Consider the following 21,037-nt stretch of genomic DNA (forward strand, 5'->3'; position numbering starts at 1 on the left):
GGCGTGCGATGCCCCCGGAAAGTACGCAGGATTTGCCGATTACGCCCGGCGGACCGGGTATCGGGCGATGTCTGTGCTTGCCAACCGCATCAAGCGACGCGAAAGTCGAGAGACACAAATATTCGCCGCCGGTAGCACCGCCTCCCCTTTGGGCAGATCGGCAGCAGCGAATTGCAGAGAGGATGTCATGTCATACGAATTCTGGGCCGATGGCCTGCGCTATGAAACGCATCATGGGCGGGTGGTGCTGTGCCATACCGAACGCCCTGCCCATATTGCCGCGATGTTCGACGAAGCGGTCGCCCGGCGCGGTAATGATATCGCGGTGGTCGATGGCGATGCGCGCCTGACTTATCAGGATGTCGCCGCCCGGGCTGACAAGTGCGCAACCCGCCTGCTTGATCTAGGCATCAAACCCGGGGATCGGGTCGTCATCCTGCTCGACAACCGTGCCGATTACACGGTGCTTCTGGTGGCGACAGCCCGCATCGGCGCGATCTGTGTGCCCAGCAACATTCGCCAGCGCGCGCCCGAAACGGCCTATGTGCTGAACGATTGCACCGCCACCGCGATTATCTACGAAAATGCTCTGGCCGAACATTTGCCCGATGCCGCAAACGCGCCCAGCGTGCGGCACTGGCTCCCCTATGAAGAAGAAGCGCGCATATGGGATGCCATCACAGTCGATGCCGCCGCTATCGCCGGGTGCGCCCCTGTCCACGAAGATGATCCGTTCTGCATTCTCTATACTTCGGGTACGACCGGAAGACCCAAGGGCGCTGTGCTCACCCATTTCGGGCTGATAACCAATGCCATCGGCACCCAGAACCATCTCGGCCTTCGCGATGGCGATACGATGATCCTGTCTGTGCCTGCATCGCACGTCACGGGCATTGAACTGATCCTGCTGCTGGCCCTGCGGATCGCAGGCAAAGTGGTGGTGCAACGCGGGTTCAAGGCGCGTGCTTTCCTCGAACTGGCCGAAAAGGAACGCATGAGCTTCGCCATCATGGTTCCCGCGATGTACAAATTGTGCCTGCTTGATCCCGATTTTGCGAAATTCGATCTCGGTGCCTGGCGGATCGGGGCGTTTGGCGGGGCCCCCATGCCCGGCGCCACGGTCGAGGAACTGGCCAGCCATTGTCCGCAACTGACGCTGGTCAATATCTACGGCTCGACCGAAACCTCTTCGCCCGCGGTCATGATGCCCCTTGGCGAAGCCAGCACGCGCCTCGATTCCGTCGGGCGTCCACTGCCTTACACCCGGTTGATCATCGTCGATGACACGGGGACGCAGGTCCCCGCCGGTGAACAGGGCGAAATCTGGATCGGCGGGCCGATGATCGTTCCCTGTTACTGGAACAATCCCGATGCCACCGCAGCCGGGTTCACCGGTGGTTACTGGCGATCCGGCGATATCGGCGTGATGGATGAACAAGGCTATGTCCGCGTGCTGGACCGCATGAAGGACATGATCAATCGCGGCGGTTTCAAGATTTATTCGGTCGAAGTCGAAAACACCCTGATGGCGCATGAAACCGTCGTGGAAGCCGCTGTGGTCGGCCGCCCCTGCGATGTGCTGGGGGAACGCGTGATTGCCTTCGTAGTCACGCGTGAGGCGACCGACAGTGACAGCCTGCGCGCGTTCTGTGCGAAAAATCTATCGGATTACAAAGTGCCCGATCAGGTCCACATCGTGGACGGACCACTGCCGCGCAATCCCAACGGAAAACTGCTGAAAACCGCCGTTCGCGAATGGCTGGATACGATCAGCGTCTGACCCGGCGCGATGCGGATAGCGTGATCGACTGACCGGTCGGCATGGCCATTGCCGACCGGGTTAGCAATCAGGCCCCGACTTTCAGCAGTTTTTCAACCGGCGTTTCCACCCGCCGGACACGCAGACGCGTCACCTCCAGCCCGATTGGCGCGCTGTCCTGCACCCCATCGGGCAGCCACAGCACGGCGCGCGCCGGGAAAGGCGGTTCGCGCCACGCGGTCGCGAAATCGATCGACACCCCGGCAAAATCGGCACCCAAGCGCCCCGCCCATGTCAGGATCTTGCTACGCATCGAGGTGTCATCCTCCTCCCAATCGAGCAACCACGCCTGGCGTTCGGCAGGGATCGGATCGGGATGGGGTGAGAAGACGTGTTCTTCGGACCCCGCAGGCGCAATCCGCGATCGATCCATAAACTTCGCTTCGTCCGCGCGCATGATATCGCCCACCGGGCCGTCCATCAGCCCCGCAGTCGACGCCAGATCGCGCGACCAGAATTCGGAAATCGTATCGAAGCCGAAGTTTTCGTTATCGATGATGTGATTGCGGACATAACGGGTGAAAGGAAAATGCTGGATACCCAGCGGTGCATGATTGTTTTCGTAATAGGCCTGGAAAGCCTCCCGTGTGGAATCCGGTTTGTGCACCATCGCACAAATGCTTTTCATCATGCCAGCATCCTTTTCCTCTCATGCACCCTGGCCCGTCAGCTGTTCTACGGCGCTGTACGGGTCGAGCTTTCGGGCTTCGACATCGGCCAGGATGGAATCGCCCGCATAGGCGATGGCCTGTCGTGCCAGCCTTTCACGTAACAAGGCAAGCACTTGTTCACGTTCCCGGAGACCGGATCGCCGTGCAAACCCGCCCGTTTCATCCAGATGCGCACGATGCCCGAGAATGGCATCGACAATCTGCGCACCGCCTTCCCCCACGTTGGCGACCGCACGCAACAGCGGTGGATGCCATGTCTCAGCCGCCCGCGATTGCTCCCGCAAGTGGAGCATCAATTCGAATTGCCGCAGGGTCGCCTCGTACCCATCACGATCGGCCTTGTTGATCACGAAGATTTCGCCCGCTTCGAGAATGCCTGCCTTCACCGCCTGCACTTCATCACCCAGCCCCGGCACACCCACAATGATCGTGGTATGCGCCAGATTGACCACGTCGATCTCGTCCTGCCCCACACCCACCGTTTCGACGATGATCGCATCGAAACCCATCGCATCCAGCACGAGGCAGGCATCGTGCGTGGAACGGGAAAGGCCGCCAGCCGCGCCGCGCGTGCCGATGGATCGGATGAACACACCGGGATCAAGCGTGTGCTTGCCCATGCGCACCCGATCACCCAGAATGGCCCCGCCGGTGAACGGGCTGGACGGATCGATCGCGACGACCCCCACACGCATGTAGCGCGCGCGCAGTTCACCAACGATCACGTTGGTCAGTGTGGATTTGCCCGCGCCGGGCGGTCCTGTGATGCCGATGATATGCGCCCTGCCCGTTTCGGCAAAGATGCGTTTGATCACTTCCGCGCCGCGCGGATCACCATCGTCAAGCCAGGTGATCGCACGCGCGCCAGCGGCGATCTTGCCCTCCAGCAAATCTGCAGCGATGCCCATCAGACGGTTTCAGCGACCTGCTTTTCCGCCCACCATTCCTGCAGAAAACGGACAATATCGCGGGTGTCGGTGCCCATCGTGAAAATCTTGCCCACCCCGGCATCCAGCAGGAATTGCTTGTCCTCTTCCGGGATCACGCCCCCAGCCAGCAGCAACTTGTCTTCCGCCCCCGCTTCACGCAGCAGACGGGCGAGTTTGGGCAGACTGCGCGTATGTCCGGCTGACAGCGTGGAAATGCCGACCACGTCGACATCTTCCTGAATGGCGGCGGCGACAACCATTTCCGGTGTCTGCTTCAGCCCGGTAAAGATCACTTCCATCCCCGCCTCACGCAGCGCGTGGCCGATGATGGTAATGCCCACCGTATGCGTATCCATGCCCAGTTTGGCCAACAGCACGCGCAGGCGGCGGCCTGAATACTCCGTCATCGTAATCAAACCCCCGAAAGCTGGCTGTCAGGCGTGTGGACGCCGAATACATCGCGCATGGCGTTGCAGAGTTCGCCATGTGTTGCATACAGTTTCACCGCTTCGAGACAGGGCGGGACAAGGTTGCTGCCCTGACGCGCGGCCTCGCGCACCTTTTCCAGCGCGGCATCGACAGCCGCCTGATCACGTCTGCCACGCAGATCGCGGACCTTGGCAGCCTGTTCGTCTTCCATCGCGTCATTCAGACGGAAGATTTCGATCTCGCGCTTTTCTTCCGCCAGATTGAGGTGATTGACGCCGATCCACTTGCGGCGCCCTTCCTCGAGATCCTTGTTCCGCTCATACTGTTCGCGGCCCAGCGCCCGCTGGAAATAGCCCAGTTCGATCGCCTTGGTTGCTCCGCCCATGGCGAAAATCTTCTCCATTTCCGCGAAAGCAGCCTCTTCCATCTGCTTGGTCAGCGTTTCGACGTAGTACGATCCGGCCAGCGGATCGATCGTTTCGGCTACGCCCGTTTCATGCGCAACGATGTGCTGCAGCGCGGCCCCCACGCGGATCGCATCTTCCGCGGGCAAGGCGTGGGCTTCATCGTACAGCGGTGTCGTCATCGCATCGCCCGCGCCGCCCAGCGCACAGGCGGTGGCCATGATCGCCAGACGCCCGATATTGTTCAACGGTTGCTGCAGGGTAAGCGCCGTGGTGGTCGGCGAGGTCATCATACGAATTTTCAGCGCTTCGGGCCGGGTCGCACCATACCGCTCCTTCATCAGGCGGGCCCAGCATTTGCGGAAGGCCCGCAGTTTGCAAACGCCTTCGAAGAAATCCATGTCCACGTTGACGACGAAATGATTGAGGTACGGCGCGACCGTATCGATATCCAGCCCGCGTTCGAGCGTGGCGTCGATATAGGCGCAGGCAATCGCCAGACTGAAGGCCAATTCCTGCACCGGATTGGCCTTGGCCGGCTGCAATTGCGCCGAGATGATGGACAAGGGCGCCCAGTTCGGGTGGTTGCGGATGATATATTCGATGCAATCGGTCGCGATGCGCAGGCCGTGCTCCGGCGGATAGATATACCGGCCGACACAGGTATATTCGATCAGGATACCATTCACGATGTGCAGGACGAAATCCTGCGGATCGATCCCCTTCTTCTCCAGCGCCGCGATCACCATTGCCAGATTGACCGGCTGGGGCGCGTTGCAGACGCTCATCAGATACTTGAGCTTGTCGAACGGCAGATCAAATGCCGCCTCCAGATCCTCCAGACTGTCCAGCGCCATGCCGGCGCGGCCGACCTCGCCCTCCACCACGGGATCGTCGCTGTCATAGCCGTTGGTGGTGGCCAGATCGTATTCAAGAATGAGGCCCGAAAGCCCCTGATCCAGCATATAGCGCGCGCGTTTTGACCAGTCGGCGCCTTTCCCGAAGCCCGTGACCTGCGTCATGGTCCAGAACGCCGAACGATGGCCATTGGGCTTGGTGGAACGCGTGTAGGGATATTCGCCTGGAAACCCGAGATCGGCCACATAATCAAACCCGACCGCATCCAGATCAGCGGGGGTGTAGAGCGGCTTTATCGGCCAGCCGAGCGCCTGCGTGACGAAGGGTTCGCGCCGTTCCGGGTTCTGCGCGACAAACGGGCCACGCGTTTCCGCTTCCCACCGTTCCTGTTCGCCCAGAACATTGTCATTCGCGACCACAAATTCGCCTATCGGTTTGTTCATGTTCCAACTCCACGCTTCCCGCGCCAATGAATCGAAGGTGCAAGAAGCCATCGCCCTTCCGGGCTGTTCCGTTGCCGGTAAATTACATCGGGAAGCGCGACGCCCCAACGGGATTCCCGCGCGCGTCACGGTTTGCAGCACCTTCTCGTAATTTTAAGCATGATCTGATACAAACCAGCCATGACGCCTCTTTCCATTCGCGATGCCCAGCACCTGCCCGATCTTGTGACGGGCAGCATCGCCTTGCCCGGGATCATGGTTGAACTCTGCGCCTTCCCCGAAGTGCTCCCCGAAACCATGGTTGTGATCGAGGAGGAGGCACTGCTTTCGCTCGGCCTTTCGCGCTTGCTTTCGGGGTCAGAAGGGCGCGTGGCGGGCAATCGCCGGATACCCTTCGTCCGGTTCGGCGCGCTGGGGTTCCGCCCTGCGGGGGTGCCAATGGAAATGCGTATCGATGGCGGGGCATTCCATACCATCCGCCTGCGCTTCACCCCTGATGCGATCACCCGGCAACTCGGCATCGCCTCGCTGACAGACGAACAACTGGCCGCCTGCTTCGATATCCGCGTGCCGGCGATCGAAGATGCCATGCTGCGCCTCGCCAGTGAGGTAGACCATCCTGGCCCGGACAGCCCGGCTCTCGCCGCCGCGCTCGTTTCGGTAATTCTGATCGATCTGCAACGCTATCTTGGCGATGCGCAACACCGTGCCCAACGCAGCAAAGGCGGGCTACCGCCGCGCCTGATGCGCCGTGCACTGGCGCTGATCGACCGCCCGGGCACACCCCCATCGGTCGAGGAACTGGCATCCGCCTGTGGTCTCAGCCGGTTTCACTTCATGCGTTGCTTCCGCCAGACGGCAGGCGTCAGCCCCGGCGCCTTCATCGGGCAGGCCCGCATCGTCCGAGCGAAGGCGCTACTCACTGCCGACAAACGCCCGCTCGCCGAACTGGCGCGCGAACTGGGATATGCCGGACTGCCCGCATTTTCCGCCGCTTTCCGCAAAGCCACGGGCCGTTCACCCGGCGCCTATCGCGCCATCATGCGCTGACAGCCCGACTTCCGAAGAAGCCGGGCCGCCAAATTGCCTGTCAGAGGCGGCGCGAACCGCCCCTGTCCATGCCGGTTTGCCTTACTTTTCTCCGCCGAAGCGATAAGTCAGGCGAACACCATACATGCGCGGTTCGCCATAGAGCGTCGACCAGTAGAGCAGACCGCCCGACTGATAGACGTCGTTGTTGCTGACGCGATAGGTTTCCTTGGTCAGGTTGGTGCCGAACACACCCACGTCAAATCCGCTGCCGGCAACATTACGCCAGTCGATCGAGGCATTGAGCAAACCGAACGGTTCGAGAACCGCACCTGGTTGCGACTGCGGCATCTGGATCGCTTCGGTATTCTGGCTCGACGTGTGCGAGAAGTTCACGAAGAAATTCAGCGACCCCATGTCCCCCAGATCGTGATCATACGAGGCATGCACGCTCCAGATGTATGGCGAAACATACTGGAAATCGAGGCAGGACGAATCTGCAATACCCGTTCCACCATAGGCCTTAGGCAAGATGTAGCCATTACATGCCAGTTGCGGCGTGTTCACCTCATAGGTGTACTTCTTGTATTTGGCATGGGTGTAGCTGAAATTACCGCCAATCTCGAGGCCGGAAACCGGGCGAACAGACGCCTCGATTTCGATACCCTTGATCCGCGCATCAGCATTGAGTGTACGCGCACCGCCAGCACCGGTTGACACGTTAAAGTCACCCGTTGCGCGTTGAAGGCCCTTATATTCAACCTGATAGAGTGACGTGTTAAACCGGAAAGGAACATCGCCGAGATTGAAATCGGATTTCAGACCGATTTCATAAGACGTAACCTTTTCCGGGTTGAAGGTACGCGTGTTGTCGAACACCGCATAAGGGTTGAAGCCACCCGCCTTGTAGCCACGGCTGACCTTTGCGAAGACCAGAACCTTGTCGGTGACCTTGTAGTCCAGCCCCAGCAACCATGTTGGCGCCTTGGTCTTCAACGTCGCGTTGAACAGACAGGTATCGTAGATATTGTTGAAGGTATTCGTGATGGTTGCATTATAACCGCACTTCCACAACGTATCCGACCCCGCCAAGCGGCTGAACTGCGTGGAGTAACCCTTGATCGTATCCCAAGTGTAACGATACCCAGCGGTTACGCGCAAGCCATCGAGCGCTGGCGTTGCCGCGCCCATATCCAGCGTAGCCTGCGCATAAAGCGCCTTCGATTTGCTCGCCACGCCGGAATACAGGTATGAAGGCGCGCACTGCCCGGTTTGGACGGCCGGACAATAGTTCATACCGCGGCTGATCTGTGTGCCGACCGGTTTCTGTTCAAAGTAGAAACCACCGATTGTCCATGTCAGCTTGCTATCCAGCATATCACCCTGAAGCTGCAGTTCTTCGGTAATCTGCTTGAAATTGTCACGGCTACGCTCCGTCGAACCCGTGGCATTGCTATATACGATCGGTGTTCCGATACCGGGCAGGAACGCCTCCCCCGGTCCCGGAAGAACGCCCGGGTCATTGTCCTGCTGTTGCAGCACGGTGGCATCACCGTCGTAGCGATATTTCAACTGCATCCGCTGGTAGCTGAAGATATTCCGCAGCTTGATTTCATCGCTGAGATCGATGTCGGTGGTGTTGCTGATCCCCCACACTTTGGTCTTCTGCATGGTATCAATGGAAAAGGCCGTCTTGCGGTTACCCAGCGCTTCTGCCTTAGCAGTGGCGGCCCGGTAAACATCGCACGAATACCCGCCAAGAACACTGTAGGGGCCTTCAGCGCACAACCCCGGCTTACCAGGCCCTGCCGCGTTTATCAGACCATCGATATTAAAGCCCTTGTGGATCAGACCCGCGCCGTTGTGGCTCGATTTCGTATAGTACGCCATCGTATAGTTTTCGATGGTGTCGGTCGGCCGGAAGGTCAAACCAACGCGCGTGGTATACCAGTGTTCGTTATCGCGGTCCTTGTTCCACTGCACATCGCGGGTGTAACCGTCGCGATCATGAAATGCGCCCATCACGCGCAACAGCAGCTTGTCTTCCACGATCGGCACGTTGATCGCACCTTCGATATATTTGCGATCGTAGTTGCCGTATTCACCCTTGATCCAGCCACCGAATTCGTTCTGCGGCTTCTTCGGCACGATCAGCACCGCACCGCCCGTGGTGTTGCGCCCGAACAGCGTACCCTGCGGCCCGGCGAGAACCTGCAGGTTCTCAATATCGATAAACTGGCCCGGCCCGCCCATCTGGCTGAGCGATACGGCAGTCGGCACGGGCACTTCGTTCATATACATGACCACGCCCGGCGAGGCCTGGAACGTAGCCCCCTGCCCACGCAAGGTGAACGATTGCGTTTCGCGCGAACCCTGCCCGTTCGGCCCGACAACCAGCGAAGGAATGCTGGCCTGCAAATCCTGCGCCTTGGTAATCCCCTGCTGCTCCAGGCGTTCAGGCGACAAGGCCGTGATCGCGATCGGCACATCCTGCGCGCGTTCTTCGCGGCGGTTGGCGGTCACGATGATTTCACTCAACCCGCTCGAAGTGGAAGCCTGTGGTGCGGTCTGGGTTTGTGCGATAGCGGCATGGGGCGCAACGAATGCACCAGCCGCAGCTCCTGCCAGCAGCCAACGCCCCAAACGCACACGCGCGGCACCGGATTCGTGGATTTGATTGATCACTCAAACACCTCTCTTCCCAGTTTTCGACGTGCACGACACACATCGATAAACATCAATACCGGCTCTGAAGGCCGGCTTTTCCCAATCGCAAGTGTCCGCCTTGTTATATTTTCCCCAATGACTGGCATCCGATTTTTCGGATTCTGCCGCCATAGAGTCGCTTTGCGGACTTTTACGACACGTAGACTTATGGCCATCAAGCGACGCGTATCAACAAGCAAATCTGGGCCCAGCACAGATATGCGCATTACCCTGATGCAGCGTGCCATTTGCGCAACATGGTCATCGTAGGAAATCCGGCCATTAACCCCGAACATGGGCCAGAAATGACAAAACGGCCCGCTTTCCGAAGAAGAAAGCGAGCCGTCCGTTAACGGGTATTAGCCTCGTGTTATGCGTGCAGATCAGGCTATAATCGCAGGGTGCGGTATGCGCGGATCGCCCAGTTGCGATCGCCACGACATCGGTTGTTTGCCATCGACATCGGTAATCCCATACTTCAACGCGATTTCTGCCGTGATCACCGTTTGCCCATTCAGTTCAGCGAGTTCCGGATCATTGTACATCGCATCGATGACCTTGCCGTTGAATTCGGGCGTTTCCGCAACGGCCAGTATCTGCTGATATTGTTCGGGGCTTTCTTCTGCCGCACGGGCACTGCGTTCGGTCGCCAGCATACCCATCCACAACGACACTGCCGCCACGCCGGTATCCCGGAAATCGACCCCCATATCAGCGGCGAATTTGTCCACGCCGGCCTTCTGCGCCCCATAGGCCGCGCCGTGCATGTAGCAGACCGACCCGAATGACGATGTGAACACGATCAGGCCACGGCCCTGCTCCACCATGATCGGTGCGGCATGCCACGACGCAATGTAGTTGGACCGCAGCCCGACATCGATCAGACCGACAAGATCGATCGATTTTTCCCAGAACGGGCCGGGCTTGATCAGATCATCATGCAATGCCGCGGCATTGTTGACGAGAATGTCCAGACGGCCACTTTCCCGCTTCACCTGATCGAACAGTGCGGCAATCTGGGCGTCGTCGGCATGATCGACCTGCACAGCGATCCCTTCGCCGCCCGCATCCGTCACTGCCTGCGCAGCAGACCCAATGGTGCCCGGCAAATCCGCATCGCCTTCTTTGAGCGTGCGCCCGGTGACATAGACCCGGTAGCCCTGCTCACCCAATGCAAGCGCGATACCGCGCCCTGCGCCCCGGCTGGCACCTGTGACAATCGCGACCTTGCGATCCGTACTCATACTCCAAAACCTCCTGAAACCGATATGAACTGGCCGGTGGTATAGGCCCCTTCGTTCGATGCGAAATAGACGCAGGCATGGGCGATTTCCTCCGCCGTGCCCCAACGTTTCAGGCAGAGCAGCTTGTGCGTGTTATCGATCCAGCGCTGGTCGATCTGCCCCTGCCGTGTCAGTTCATGCAATTGCCCAGCATCGATTACGCCAACGCGCACCGAATTCGCACGAATGTTATAGCGGCCTTCTTCCTTGGCGATGCCACGGACCAGTTGTTCGTTCGATGCCTTCACCGCCACGGACATCCCGTCCCGGTTGGCCCACATATCATGCCCGGTCGAACCAAGAGTCACAAAACTCCCGCCACCCTGATCGCGCATATGCGGTATCACCGCCTGTGTGGTCGCGAGAAAACCATGCACCTCGACCTCGAACGCATGCCGCCATTCGTCCATCGGCGTTTCGGAGAGGTAGCGCTGGTTCACCAGCGGCCCCGCAGCCCAGACCACCGAATGGATACGGCCATGTTCGGCGATTGCGGCATCCACCACCGACTGGATCGATGCCGGGTCGGTCACATCGGCGGCGTGAATGCTCGCCGCGCGCCCCACAGCGCGGGCCTGGCTGGCAACCTCCTCAGCCGGTTCGCGACGGCTGCGATAGATAATGGCGACATCGCTGCCCTGCTCCGCAAAAGTGCGAACAATGCCTTGCCCAATGCCTCCGCTGCCACCAAACACCATGGTGCAACCTGACGGAAAACTCGCCATTCCTGCTCTTCTCCCCTTATTATATGAAACCGGCGCAGTACGGCCTGTGCCGCACTGCGCCGGGATATTCCAGACTACTGGACTACGCTGATCAGGCAGCCTTGCTGCCGGGGCGCTTATCCATTGTCACATAAAGGCCATCCGAACGCTTCTGCAGTTCAGGCGCCTTGTCACGCGCGTTGTAGAACTGCTTGTACCACAGGCGAACCTTGCCATACGGGCCGTCGGCCGGGATCGCGAGCGGGTTCAAACACGCACGCTTGTTGGCCCAGATTTCCACGTCCTGCGCGAAAGCGAGACGGCTGGCTTCCTGATAGGCGAGCGCATTGGCGCGATCTTCATCCGTGATTTCACGGGTGCCGTCGTTCACCTTGACCATCAGCGCGTGCCAGGAACGGGAAATCCCATCCTCGATCGGCGTGTTCGAAATCATGATGAACGAATCGAAGGCGCCCGCCATTTCCGACTGGAGGAAGCCCGGACCTTCGTACCAGGTATCCAGAACCAGCTGATCGCCTTCTTCAGCCGTCAGCGTGCGGTGGCCCGCGCTGTAATACTGATGGACGATATGGCCCATGCATTCATTGGCGAAGTACGTGAAATCCTTGGCGCCGTGAATCGGAACGAAGTGGCCAAGGTCAGCCATGTTGTCGACGATTTCGATACCGTGGACATTGAGATCGCCCATGAAGTCGATCTTCCATTCGACCCAGCCCGGTTCGCCGTAGTGGCCGCCGAAGCTCGGCAGATCGTATTCCGGCTCCAGCCCTTCGGGATCGTGCCACATCCAGACAATGCCCGCGCTTTCGACCACGTGATAGTGTTCGAGCTTGGCGGCCTTCGGGATAAAGTTGTCCGAATAGGGAATGTGGTTGCACTGCCCGTCAGGGCCGAACCGCCAGCCGTGGAACGGACAGCGGATCGATTCGCCTTCCACATGCTCGCCATCGAGCACGATGTAGGACGTCGAGTTCTTCGCAAGATGCGCACCCATGTGCGGGCAATAGGCGTCAGTCACATAGACCTTGCCCGATTCCCCGCGATACATCACGAGATCCTTGCCGAAATACCGCATCGACGTGGGTGTGCGGGTCGCGTCCGTCGCCGGAGCGATCATGAACCAGCCGCGCGGGAAATCGAATTCACCCAGGCCGTATTCTTTGGTGGTTGCCATAATCATGTCTCCCGAAAGCTGCCGCTATACGGCTGTTTCCATGAACCTAGGATAAGCGAAATAACGCTGTAAAGCGAAGTCTCTTGCGCCGCACACCATTTGTGCAAAAGTGCACCCCATGGAATGGAGCGATCTGAAAGTCTTTCTCGCCGCCGTGCGGACGGGCTCATACACCGCCGCAGGACGGCGTCTTGGCATAAACCGCACGACCGTGGGGCGACGCATCGATGCATTGGAAAACGCGCTGGGCGTCAGCCTGTTCCAGCACACGCCCAATGGCCATGAACCGACTCGCGAAGGGCTGGAACTGCTGGCCACGGCATCCGTGATCGAAGCCGAAATGGACGCGCTGTTGACGCGTCTCGACGTGCCGGGGGATACGCCGGAAACGATCCGCATTGCCAGCAGCGGCGGATTGGCGAGCGAATTTTTGCCCGAACTTGCCCGGTTTCAGGATCAGGAACCGCGCGCTGTCATCGAATTGCTGGGCGAGAACGATCCGCTGGATGCGCTCAGCCAGCGGCGCGCCGATCTGGCGATCGCGCTCGTACGCGTTGCGCCTGTACGCCTGGTCGGCGCGCAAGTCGGCGTTCTGTCGCAAGCGCCCTATGCCCTGCGCGATGCGGCAAATCCGCGCGTGCTCGGCTGGGGGCATGAGATGGAAACTGCGGTGCCCGGTCAGTGGACCATTGCCAATCCGTCAGGCGAAGCGGCGGAGGAAGCGGGCACGCCCCGCTTCAACTCCTGGCAGCAACTGAAGCAGGCCGTGCTGGCTGGTATGGGCCAGGCGAGCCTGTGGTGCTTTGCGGCGGATGCGGAACCCTCGCTCAAACGACTGGCAGAACCCGACCCCCGCCATGAATACCCACTCTGGCTGCTCCGCCGGACCAAATCGCCACCGGGCCCGTGCTTGCGCAAGCTGATCCCGTTTCTGGAAACAGCCTTGCAAAAGCGTATCGGAAACCCGGCAGAGTGAGCGCCTTTTACAGCGTGTGATCCAGCACGGCGCGGGTCACCTTGCCGGAATGCAACGCCTCGATCGCTTCCTCGAACTGCGCAAGCGGCCAGACGCGAGTGATCTGCCCGGCGATATCCAGCTTGCCATCCTGTGCCAGCCGGATCAGTTCGGGGTAATCCCGGTCGGGACGCGCCCCGCCATTCATCGTCGCGACGATGTCACAACCGGAAAGCACCTTGTCCAGCGGCAGGGGTGTCGTAGCGCCCGGCGCAGTCATGCCGATCAGGACCACGCGTCCGCCGCGCTTCACACCCAACATCGACGCCTCGACCGCAGTGGGTGCGCCGCAACATTCGACAATCACATCGATCGGGGCGAAAGCTTCGCGCATGCGTGCCGCGAAAGCCGCAGCATCTTCCCCGCGCTGCGCCACGAGAAACGCGTCCGCGCCAAACGATCGCGCGACGTCTTCCTTGGCCGGATTCATATCCACCGCCATGACCGTCGCACCGGCCAGTTTGGCGCCCTGAATTGCGTTCACGCCGATACCGCCCACGCCGATCACGACCACGCGGTCACCTTCACCCACCTGCCCGAGCACGCAGGAGGCGCAATAGCCTGTCGACACCGCGCAACCGACCAGAGCGGCCTGTTCTGGCGGCATATCCCCCGTTGCGTACAACTGCATGGCCTTGACCACCGTTTCCCCGGCGAAGGAGGAGACATTGGCGAATTTCGCCACATCCTGCCCTTCCCAGCGGAACGGGTTATCCGAAACGTAACCCCAGGTGATATCGCAATTGGCAGGCGTACCGCGTTGGCATTCACGGCATTCGCCACAAGGCGTCTGCGTGCCGATCATCACCGCATCGCCGACTTTCCATTGCGTCACGCCGGGGCCGACTTCCGCCACCACGCCTGCCCCTTCATGCCCCAGCACCGTCGGCCGTCCGATCAGGATATCCATCATATTGATATCACTGTGACAAATTCCCGTGCGCAGGACTTGCACTTTCACTTCGCCTTCCTGCGGCGCGCGCACTTCCAGCGTATCGGTAATGACCAGCTTTTCCCCGTCCCAAACGATACCGCGCATTACTTGTCTCCCAATCCGGCCAGCAGGGGCAGCGACCACGAAGGATCGCTGCGATCCGCCGTGCCCATTGCGGCATCCGCGCTCAACCGCGCAAATGATTCCTCATCGACGTCAACCATTTCGCCATGATCGAAAACCAGCGAGCGATGCAAAAATTTCCATTCGCCATCGCGGCGTTCGTACCGGTCGAGGTAACGGCCGTAGACAATAAGCTCCTTGCGCTGGGGGGATGAGTACGGTGATAGGCCCGGGCGTGATGTTCCCCTTCGGCGTAATCCCCGTCCACCACGAACAGGCTGTTCGAAATGCTGTGAATGGTCAGTTCCCAAGGCGCCATCGCTTCGGGCAGCCACGCCACGAACTCATCCGGGGTGCCCTTGAACATGGTCCCGTGATCGTCGATCGCATCATCGTGATAGAGCGAACGGACCAGGGCAAAATCACGCCGATCGCATCCGCGGCAATACCGCATCACAAGATCGCGTAACGCAATCTGATCAAGCAACGACTGAACCATTTCCCATCCTCTCTCGCAATGCGTGTGGCTTTTGCCAGTTTACAAATTTGACCTGAATCGCATAGTCTTAGCAAGAACGCGTAATATGTCGGCCAGAACCGTTACGCAAATTCGGCACAAAACGGGAAAAGGATGGCATCGATGCGAATCGAACCTGAAGCGCGTGCACAGCCATGACCGGCGACACGGAACTGAGGGACCGGCAGGCCATGATGAAGGCCGCCCTGCAAGCCTATGTTGATCGGGCCAATGCCGGCGATGCCGATGGTCTGGTTGCCCTGTTCGCACCCGATGCCGTGATCGAGGATCCAATCGGATCACCGCTGAAGACCGGGGCAGACATTCCCGCATGGTTCGCCGACACCGTGGCGTTCGGCACCCGCATCACACCTGTCGCACCGCTACGTGGGTCCCATGCGAACGAAGCCCTGCTGGTGTTCGATGTCGAATTCACCCCGCCCGGTGGAGAACCCATGCGCATTCGTTCCGCCGATGCCTGCACATTCAACGATGCAGGGCTGATCACCCGTCTACGCGCCTTCTGGGGACCCGGCGACATCGAACCCGCCTGATACCCCTGCATAAATCAGCCGCAAAAGCGGCAACCAAGGACAGATAATACCATGGCTACCAGCACCTACCCCACCCTCACCAGCGCCGGACGCATTGGCGCGATCGAAGTGCCCAATCGCATTTTCGTCACCGCCATGGGCGTCAGCCTCGCCAACGACGACGGCACAGTCAGCGATCGTCTGATCGATTATCACGTCGCGCAGGCGCGCGGCGGCGCTGGCATGATCATCATGGGTGTCACCGGTGTGGCCTGGCCTGTCGGGGCCGTCCAGCCCAACCAGACGGCCATTTCGGACGACCGGTTCCTTCCCGGCCTGACCCGCCTTACCGAAGCGGTTCACGCCGCTGGCGGACGCATTGCTGCCCAGTTGCATCACGGTGGGCTGGTTGCGGGCCATTCCGCGCAGGACGGCCATCCTCTGTGGGCGCCGTCGACCCCGCCTGCATTCGAAGGGGATTTTCCGGATTATTTCCTGCCCGAGGAAATGGCCGCATTCGCAGGCAGCGTGATCCCCGAAGTAAAAGTGCTGGAAGCCGAGGATATCGCGCTGGTTGTCAGCCAGTTTGCCGCCGCCGCAATCCGCGCGAAGAAAGCCGGCATGGACGGTGCGGAAATTCACGGCGGGCATGGCTATCTGCTGTCTTCCTTCATGTCGCCTTCGACCAACAAGCGCGATGACGATTACGGCGGTACTCTGGAAAAGCGCGCGCGCCTGTTGCTCGATGTCGTCCGCGCGGTCCGTGCGGCCGTAGGGCCGGATTTTCCGCTATGGGTGAAGCTGGATTCACGCGAGATCGGCAAGAAGGTCGGCATCACGATCGAGGATGCGAAAATCGTCGCCCCCATGGTGCAAGCCGCCGGTGCCGACGGGATCACTGTGACCGCCTATCACGACGTGGGTCAGGGCAAGCTGCATTCGGGATCGAACATTCCCCATGAACCCGGCTTCAATCTCGATTTTGCGAAAGCGATCAAGGATGTGGTCTCGATCCCCGTGATCGGTTCGGGCCGGGTCGAACTCGACATGGGCGAAGCGGCCCTGCGTGCCGGGAAAATGGATTTTCTCGCGATGGGTCGCAAGCTGCTGGCCGATCCCGAACTGCCGAACAAGGCAGCAGCGGGCCGCGAGGCGGATATCCGTCCCTGCATCTATTGTTACACTTGCGTGAGCACCGCTTACCTGCGCGAACCGGTGCGCTGCGCCGTGCGGCCCGAAACGGCGCTTGAAGGGCGCAACTGGCTCCCCTCAGCCGATAAGAAACGGATTGTCATTATAGGTGGCGGCCCCGGCGGGATGGAAGCCGCGCGGCGGCTTGATGCGGCAGGCAAGGAAGTGATCCTGATCGAGAAATCGGGGCGGCTTGGTGGCACGCTGCAATTTGCGGGGCTGGCCTATGAACCGAACGAACGCCTGTTGAACTGGCTGCGTCGCGGGATCGAAAATTCGAAGGTGGATGTACGCCTCAACACCGAGGCAACACCCGAACTGGTGAAGGCGCTGGCTCCGGACATGGTGATCGTTGCGACCGGTGCGGTCCGCGATATGCCCCCGATCCCGGGCAACGATCTGGATCACGTACTCAGCGGCGACGATATGCGCGCGCTGATGCTCGGGCAGGATTCCGCGGAACTCAAACGCAAGACCAGCTGGACCACCCGCCTCGCAACCAAACTCGGCGCGGCAACGGGCGTCACCGCCAATCTCGATGTGGTGCGCAAGGCAACCCATGCATGGATGCCTTTGGGGCAGAAAGTCGTGATTATCGGCGGCGAACTGGTCGGGCTGGAACTGGCCGAATTCCTCAGCGAACGCGGCCGGGATGTCACCGTGATCGGGGAAGCGGACAAATTCGGCGGCGGATTGCTGATCGTGCGCCGTATGCGGCTGATTGCCGAATTGCGCGAACATGGGGTTGCGATGCATCCCGGCGCGCGTGATATCGCGATCACCGGCGCGGGTGTCAATTTCACCGCGAACGACGGCACCGCACAGTCCGTTCCTGCCGATCACGTGATCGTGGCGATGGGCGCACACGGAGACTCCACCCTGGCGAACAGCCTGCGCGACGCTGGGCTTGCGGTTGTCGAAGTGGGCGATGGAACGGGCGTGACCTATATCGAGGGCGCGGTGCGCGGTGCGGCGGAGGCTGTGGCCGCACTGTGACAATCGCCGGCCCTGCCTTTTGCCTCAATGCCTTCAACGGATCGGCCTTTATCGGGCAGAGCGGCGATGTGCCGGGCTGGATCGATGCGGCAGCCGCAGCAGGCTTCCCCCTGCTCGGCCCGGACCTGTTCTCTATCGATGCCTGTGCGAAGCGCGGCGTGACCCCCGCCGCCCTCGCCCGGCACCTGCGTGATGCGGGTATCGGCTGTGGCTATATCGCCGCCTCTGCGATGCTGGACGGTGGTCCGCATGGCCTGCCCATGCTTCTCCATGCTGCGGACATTGCGGAAACTCTGGGCGCGCCATTCCTGCAGATCAACATGGACGGCCCCGATCCTGCCACGCGGCAGAATGCGCTGGAACAGGCCTGCACCGCGCTGGATGGCAGGGGCCTGAAAATCGCGATCGAATATATGCCGCAAACCGGGTTGCGCACTGTGGGGGAAACCGTGGCGCTGGCCATGCATGTGGGCACCGATCACGCCGGGGCGATGATCGATATCTGGCACCACAGCCGTGGACCCGATCAATGGGAAGATCTGATCGCAGTGCCGGTTGAAGCGATAGCCTATGTGGAACTGGATGACGCCCTGCCCGCCATCGGCGATGACCTGGTGGACGAGATGCTCAACCGGCGGACTTTCCCCGGAAAGGGTGAATTCGACATTGCGCAATTTGCCCGCATAATGCGCGACAAGGGCTACGACGGGATGGTCAGCATCGAGGTACTCAATGCCGAATGGCGGGACGAACCCTTAGAGCTGTTCGCCCGCACTTGTTTCGAAAGCAGCACCGCACTCTGGCCACAAGGCTGAAATTTCTGGACTTTATTCCTGCTCACAGGTGTGTTGCACTGTGCAATCCGTTTGTGACGGCTTGCGGAGGGATTTGCACCTCATGACAGGGAGAATGTCGATGCGCATCATGATCACGAGATTGCCCATTGTGCTCGGACTTGGTTGTGCCTTGGCAGCCTGCGGGGAACGAAAGTTCGATCCCCGCGGCCTTGAATATGACGAAACCCTCCTTTCCGTCAGTGCAACCGGCCAGACCGATACCCGGCCCGATCAGGCGCAATTTCAGGCGGGCATTTCCAATGCCAGCAAGAGCGCGAAGGAAGCCAGCGCGGCCAACCTCAAAAAGATCGATCAGGTCGTCAGCGCCTTGAAACAACTGGGCATAGCGGAAAAGGACATCCAGACCCGCGCGATGAGCGTGCAACGAGTCGACTGGGGCGATCGGCAGGGACTGTTCGAAGCCAACAATATTATCAATGTGATCGTTCGTGACGTCGACAAGGCAGGCGCTGCTGTCACGGCTGCATCAGAGGCTGGCGCCAATGTCATCAGCGGGCCCGATCTGCGCCTTGCCGATCCGGAAAAATCGGCAAACACGGCATATGCGGCAGCGTACAAAGCGGCGCGTAACCGGGCCGAAGCTTATGCCAAAGCCGCAGACATGAAAATTTCCCGTGTGCTCACCATCCGTGATGCGGGTGGCGTTCAGGGCAATCGCTACATGCCAGCCGCCGATGCCGCAGCAGCATCCGGGGCGGTTGTCTATGCCGAACGGGAAGAAGCCCGGCCCGACACATCGCGGATCATGGCTGGTGAGACAAACAGCACCGTTGCCATTCAGGTCGATTTCGCGCTGACGGAAAAGTAGCTCTACCGGTAATCTGTGCCGCATTCTGGCCCGGCCCCCTCATCAGCCTGGTCAGAATGCGGCCGAACCGCGTGCCTATGGCAGCGGTTCGATGGCCGGAAGCTGGCGTTGATTTTTCAACACCGCTTCACCCGATTGATGAATGTCGGAAAAGCACAACGCACCAATCCCCCTCGTGATCACTACATTAAGTGAAATCACTCATTATTTTCATGTTGGGTATAGTGTCGCGTGGAAAATCGCAAGCGCGTTCACAGGTGGCCCAGAGCATGATGGCCATGCCGAACCATCCCTTCATCAACCCCGATATAGTCAGGTACGCGCACAGGATATCCCTGGATGCGTCGCTGCCCCTTACGAAATTTTCGCAAACGATCGGCTTGATCGTTTCCGCCCTGTCCGCACCTCCGGCCCAGCCCCGAGTGAACCCGGCACCCGCCAGTTGCGCGGTCATTCCACCGCAAAAAGCTGCTGATCGCCTTCGCGCGGGACGCTGCCATCAAACGTTGGCAACGGGTCGAACGGGTCTTCCGTCAAGGCAACATTGGAAAGCCCGGCCAGCTTGAAATTACCCAGCCGCCAATCCTCTTCGCTGCGCCAGTTTTTGGCGGGATTGAACGCACTGACGAACAATTCGCCGTGCCGCATAAACAGCTGATGCGGAGCCAATTGCATGGTCGCGCCATTATAATCCGCGTGGATCAGCCGCTTGCGCGCGATCGCTTCAAAAAACTTCTGTTCTGCGGTTGCTTCGGATTCAGGGGGCTGCTGCATCGCAGCATAATGGGAGAATGCGCGCTTGAGGGCAAGACTCAATGTCCGGCAACTAGCCAAAGCCCGACGTTACCAGCCAATTATCGCAGTATTATTACGCGATAACGAGGCCCCGCAACTTTCTCACGGCGGCATGAGGGGTTGTCAACACCGGCTCCACCCGCTGCGCACGCACCAGAGGCGCCGCTCTGGCCATCGAAAACTGCCCGATCACCGTGACATCCACATCCGGAAGTGTGGAGACCACTTCTGTCACCAGCCGATCATGCAATGCAGGATCGCCAGCCTGCAACGCCTCCAACGCGCCCGTGGCCACGGCACCGGTCACTTCAGGCAGCGCCTGCCCACGTTGCGCCGCGATTGCGGCAAGTTCGTCTGTCAGCGGCGGCAATGACCCGGCAAATGTCAGCAAAATGGCAATACGCCCACCCCCGGGAATACCCGCACAGATGTCCAGCGCCTCTTCAAACGCCCCTTCGTTGGGGGAGATTACCGGTATTGCCAGATCGGCTTTGACGCGATCGATCGCGGGCCGGAATGCGGAACAGGTGAACATAATACCATCGGGCGTCCCCGTTCCATCGGACACCGATGCCGCATAACGCCCCAGGGCAAGAAAGCGCGCATGGATATCCGGCGTGATCGATCCCAGCGCGGCAAAATCAGACGCCAGGGAATCGTCGATCAGATTGTGATGGCGCGCCTCGGGCCAGATGGCGTCCATCGCCGCCATGGCAGGCCCCGGGGATTGGGCCAAAGCACTGATCAGCACTATGCGCGGGGCTGAGGTCATGGCTAAGCTTCTCCCATCAATTGAAG

General features: G+C 60.1%; 19 protein-coding genes. 7 read left to right on the plus strand and 12 right to left on the minus strand.

Annotated features, from left to right (window positions below; genetic code table 11):
- The first annotated feature begins 187 nt into the window (after nucleotides 1–187).
- On the plus strand, nucleotides 188–1,780 hold the full coding sequence (locus EGO55_RS02270; protein ID WP_021689367.1) for a class I adenylate-forming enzyme family protein: 1,593 nt from the start codon (nucleotides 188–190) through the stop codon (nucleotides 1,778–1,780).
- Nucleotides 1,781–1,847: 67 nt separating this feature from the next.
- Here EGO55_RS02270 and EGO55_RS02275 read toward each other — a convergent pair whose 3' ends face one another.
- From EGO55_RS02275 to EGO55_RS02290, 4 genes are read right to left on the minus strand one after another with little or no spacing between them, the layout of a single operon-like run.
- On the minus strand, nucleotides 1,848–2,450 hold the full coding sequence (locus tag EGO55_RS02275; RefSeq protein WP_021689368.1) for an EthD domain-containing protein: 603 nt from the start codon (nucleotides 2,448–2,450) through the stop codon (nucleotides 1,848–1,850).
- A gap of 18 nt (nucleotides 2,451–2,468) precedes the next feature.
- Complete coding sequence (gene meaB / locus EGO55_RS02280; RefSeq protein WP_021689369.1) at nucleotides 2,469–3,398, minus strand: methylmalonyl Co-A mutase-associated GTPase MeaB; 930 nt, start codon at nucleotides 3,396–3,398, stop codon at nucleotides 2,469–2,471.
- Nucleotides 3,398–3,826 (minus strand): cobalamin B12-binding domain-containing protein, encoded by a 429-nt coding sequence (locus EGO55_RS02285; protein WP_021689370.1) that lies wholly within the window; start codon nucleotides 3,824–3,826, stop codon nucleotides 3,398–3,400. The genes meaB and EGO55_RS02285 overlap by 1 nt, the downstream gene beginning before the upstream one ends.
- Before the next feature lie 5 nt (nucleotides 3,827–3,831).
- Nucleotides 3,832–5,553, minus strand: a complete 1,722-nt coding sequence (locus EGO55_RS02290; protein ID WP_021689371.1) for a methylmalonyl-CoA mutase family protein — start codon at nucleotides 5,551–5,553, stop codon at nucleotides 3,832–3,834.
- Between the two features lie 180 nt (nucleotides 5,554–5,733).
- Here EGO55_RS02290 and EGO55_RS02295 point away from each other — a divergent pair, with 180 nt between their 5' ends.
- Nucleotides 5,734–6,603 (plus strand): helix-turn-helix transcriptional regulator, encoded by an 870-nt coding sequence (locus EGO55_RS02295; protein ID WP_021689372.1) that lies wholly within the window; start codon nucleotides 5,734–5,736, stop codon nucleotides 6,601–6,603.
- 81 nt (nucleotides 6,604–6,684) lie between these two features.
- Here EGO55_RS02295 and EGO55_RS02300 read toward each other — a convergent pair whose 3' ends face one another.
- The 4 genes from EGO55_RS02300 to EGO55_RS02315 all read right to left on the minus strand — a co-directional run bounded on the left by EGO55_RS02300 (nucleotide 6,685) and on the right by EGO55_RS02315 (nucleotide 12,470).
- Nucleotides 6,685–9,267, minus strand: coding sequence for a TonB-dependent receptor (locus tag EGO55_RS02300; RefSeq protein ID WP_021689373.1), 2,583 nt, complete (start codon nucleotides 9,265–9,267; stop codon nucleotides 6,685–6,687).
- A gap of 404 nt (nucleotides 9,268–9,671) precedes the next feature.
- Complete coding sequence (locus EGO55_RS02305) at nucleotides 9,672–10,532, minus strand: SDR family NAD(P)-dependent oxidoreductase (RefSeq protein ID WP_021689374.1); 861 nt, start codon at nucleotides 10,530–10,532, stop codon at nucleotides 9,672–9,674.
- Entirely contained in the window at nucleotides 10,529–11,296 is a 768-nt protein-coding gene (locus EGO55_RS02310) for an SDR family NAD(P)-dependent oxidoreductase (protein WP_021689375.1), read from the minus strand. The genes EGO55_RS02305 and EGO55_RS02310 overlap by 4 nt, the downstream gene beginning before the upstream one ends.
- Before the next feature lie 91 nt (nucleotides 11,297–11,387).
- Nucleotides 11,388–12,470, minus strand: coding sequence for an aromatic ring-hydroxylating dioxygenase subunit alpha (locus EGO55_RS02315; protein ID WP_021689376.1), 1,083 nt, complete (start codon nucleotides 12,468–12,470; stop codon nucleotides 11,388–11,390).
- Nucleotides 12,471–12,588: 118 nt separating this feature from the next.
- Here EGO55_RS02315 and EGO55_RS02320 point away from each other — a divergent pair, with 118 nt between their 5' ends.
- Complete coding sequence (locus EGO55_RS02320; protein WP_021689377.1) at nucleotides 12,589–13,446, plus strand: LysR family transcriptional regulator; 858 nt, start codon at nucleotides 12,589–12,591, stop codon at nucleotides 13,444–13,446.
- A gap of 7 nt (nucleotides 13,447–13,453) precedes the next feature.
- Here EGO55_RS02320 and EGO55_RS02325 read toward each other — a convergent pair whose 3' ends face one another.
- Both EGO55_RS02325 and EGO55_RS02330 read right to left on the minus strand, forming a co-directional pair.
- On the minus strand, nucleotides 13,454–14,524 hold the full coding sequence (locus EGO55_RS02325) for a zinc-binding dehydrogenase (protein WP_021689378.1): 1,071 nt from the start codon (nucleotides 14,522–14,524) through the stop codon (nucleotides 13,454–13,456).
- 82 nt (nucleotides 14,525–14,606) lie between these two features.
- On the minus strand, nucleotides 14,607–15,041 hold the full coding sequence (locus tag EGO55_RS02330; RefSeq protein WP_124916674.1) for a nuclear transport factor 2 family protein: 435 nt from the start codon (nucleotides 15,039–15,041) through the stop codon (nucleotides 14,607–14,609).
- Nucleotides 15,042–15,214: 173 nt separating this feature from the next.
- Here EGO55_RS02330 and EGO55_RS02335 point away from each other — a divergent pair, with 173 nt between their 5' ends.
- The 4 genes from EGO55_RS02335 (at nucleotide 15,215) to EGO55_RS02350 (ending at nucleotide 19,444) form a co-directional block, all read left to right on the plus strand.
- Nucleotides 15,215–15,613: a nuclear transport factor 2 family protein gene (locus EGO55_RS02335; RefSeq protein ID WP_021689380.1), complete on the plus strand. Its 399-nt coding sequence runs from the start codon at nucleotides 15,215–15,217 to the stop codon at nucleotides 15,611–15,613.
- 51 nt (nucleotides 15,614–15,664) lie between these two features.
- Nucleotides 15,665–17,779, plus strand: coding sequence for an oxidoreductase (locus tag EGO55_RS02340; protein ID WP_021689381.1), 2,115 nt, complete (start codon nucleotides 15,665–15,667; stop codon nucleotides 17,777–17,779).
- Complete coding sequence (locus tag EGO55_RS02345; protein WP_021689382.1) at nucleotides 17,776–18,594, plus strand: sugar phosphate isomerase/epimerase family protein; 819 nt, start codon at nucleotides 17,776–17,778, stop codon at nucleotides 18,592–18,594. The genes EGO55_RS02340 and EGO55_RS02345 overlap by 4 nt, the downstream gene beginning before the upstream one ends.
- 100 nt (nucleotides 18,595–18,694) lie before the next feature.
- The gene (locus EGO55_RS02350; RefSeq protein ID WP_021689383.1) at nucleotides 18,695–19,444 is read left to right on the plus strand and encodes an SIMPL domain-containing protein; all 750 of its coding nucleotides are present in this window, start codon (nucleotides 18,695–18,697) and stop codon (nucleotides 19,442–19,444) included.
- 450 nt (nucleotides 19,445–19,894) lie between these two features.
- Here the strand turns inward: EGO55_RS02350 and EGO55_RS02355 are convergent, their stop codons facing one another.
- Nucleotides 19,895–20,218 carry a WYL domain-containing protein gene (locus EGO55_RS02355; protein ID WP_040715112.1) on the minus strand — a complete coding sequence of 108 codons (324 nt, stop codon included), beginning with the start codon at nucleotides 20,216–20,218 and terminating at the stop codon, nucleotides 19,895–19,897.
- Between the two features lie 94 nt (nucleotides 20,219–20,312).
- Complete coding sequence (locus tag EGO55_RS02360) at nucleotides 20,313–21,011, minus strand: aspartate/glutamate racemase family protein (RefSeq protein WP_021689386.1); 699 nt, start codon at nucleotides 21,009–21,011, stop codon at nucleotides 20,313–20,315.
- Nucleotides 21,012–21,037 lie beyond the last annotated feature (26 nt).

It is taken from the genome of Caenibius tardaugens NBRC 16725 (assembly GCF_003860345.1).
GTDB classification, from domain to species: domain Bacteria; phylum Pseudomonadota; class Alphaproteobacteria; order Sphingomonadales; family Sphingomonadaceae; genus Caenibius; species Caenibius tardaugens.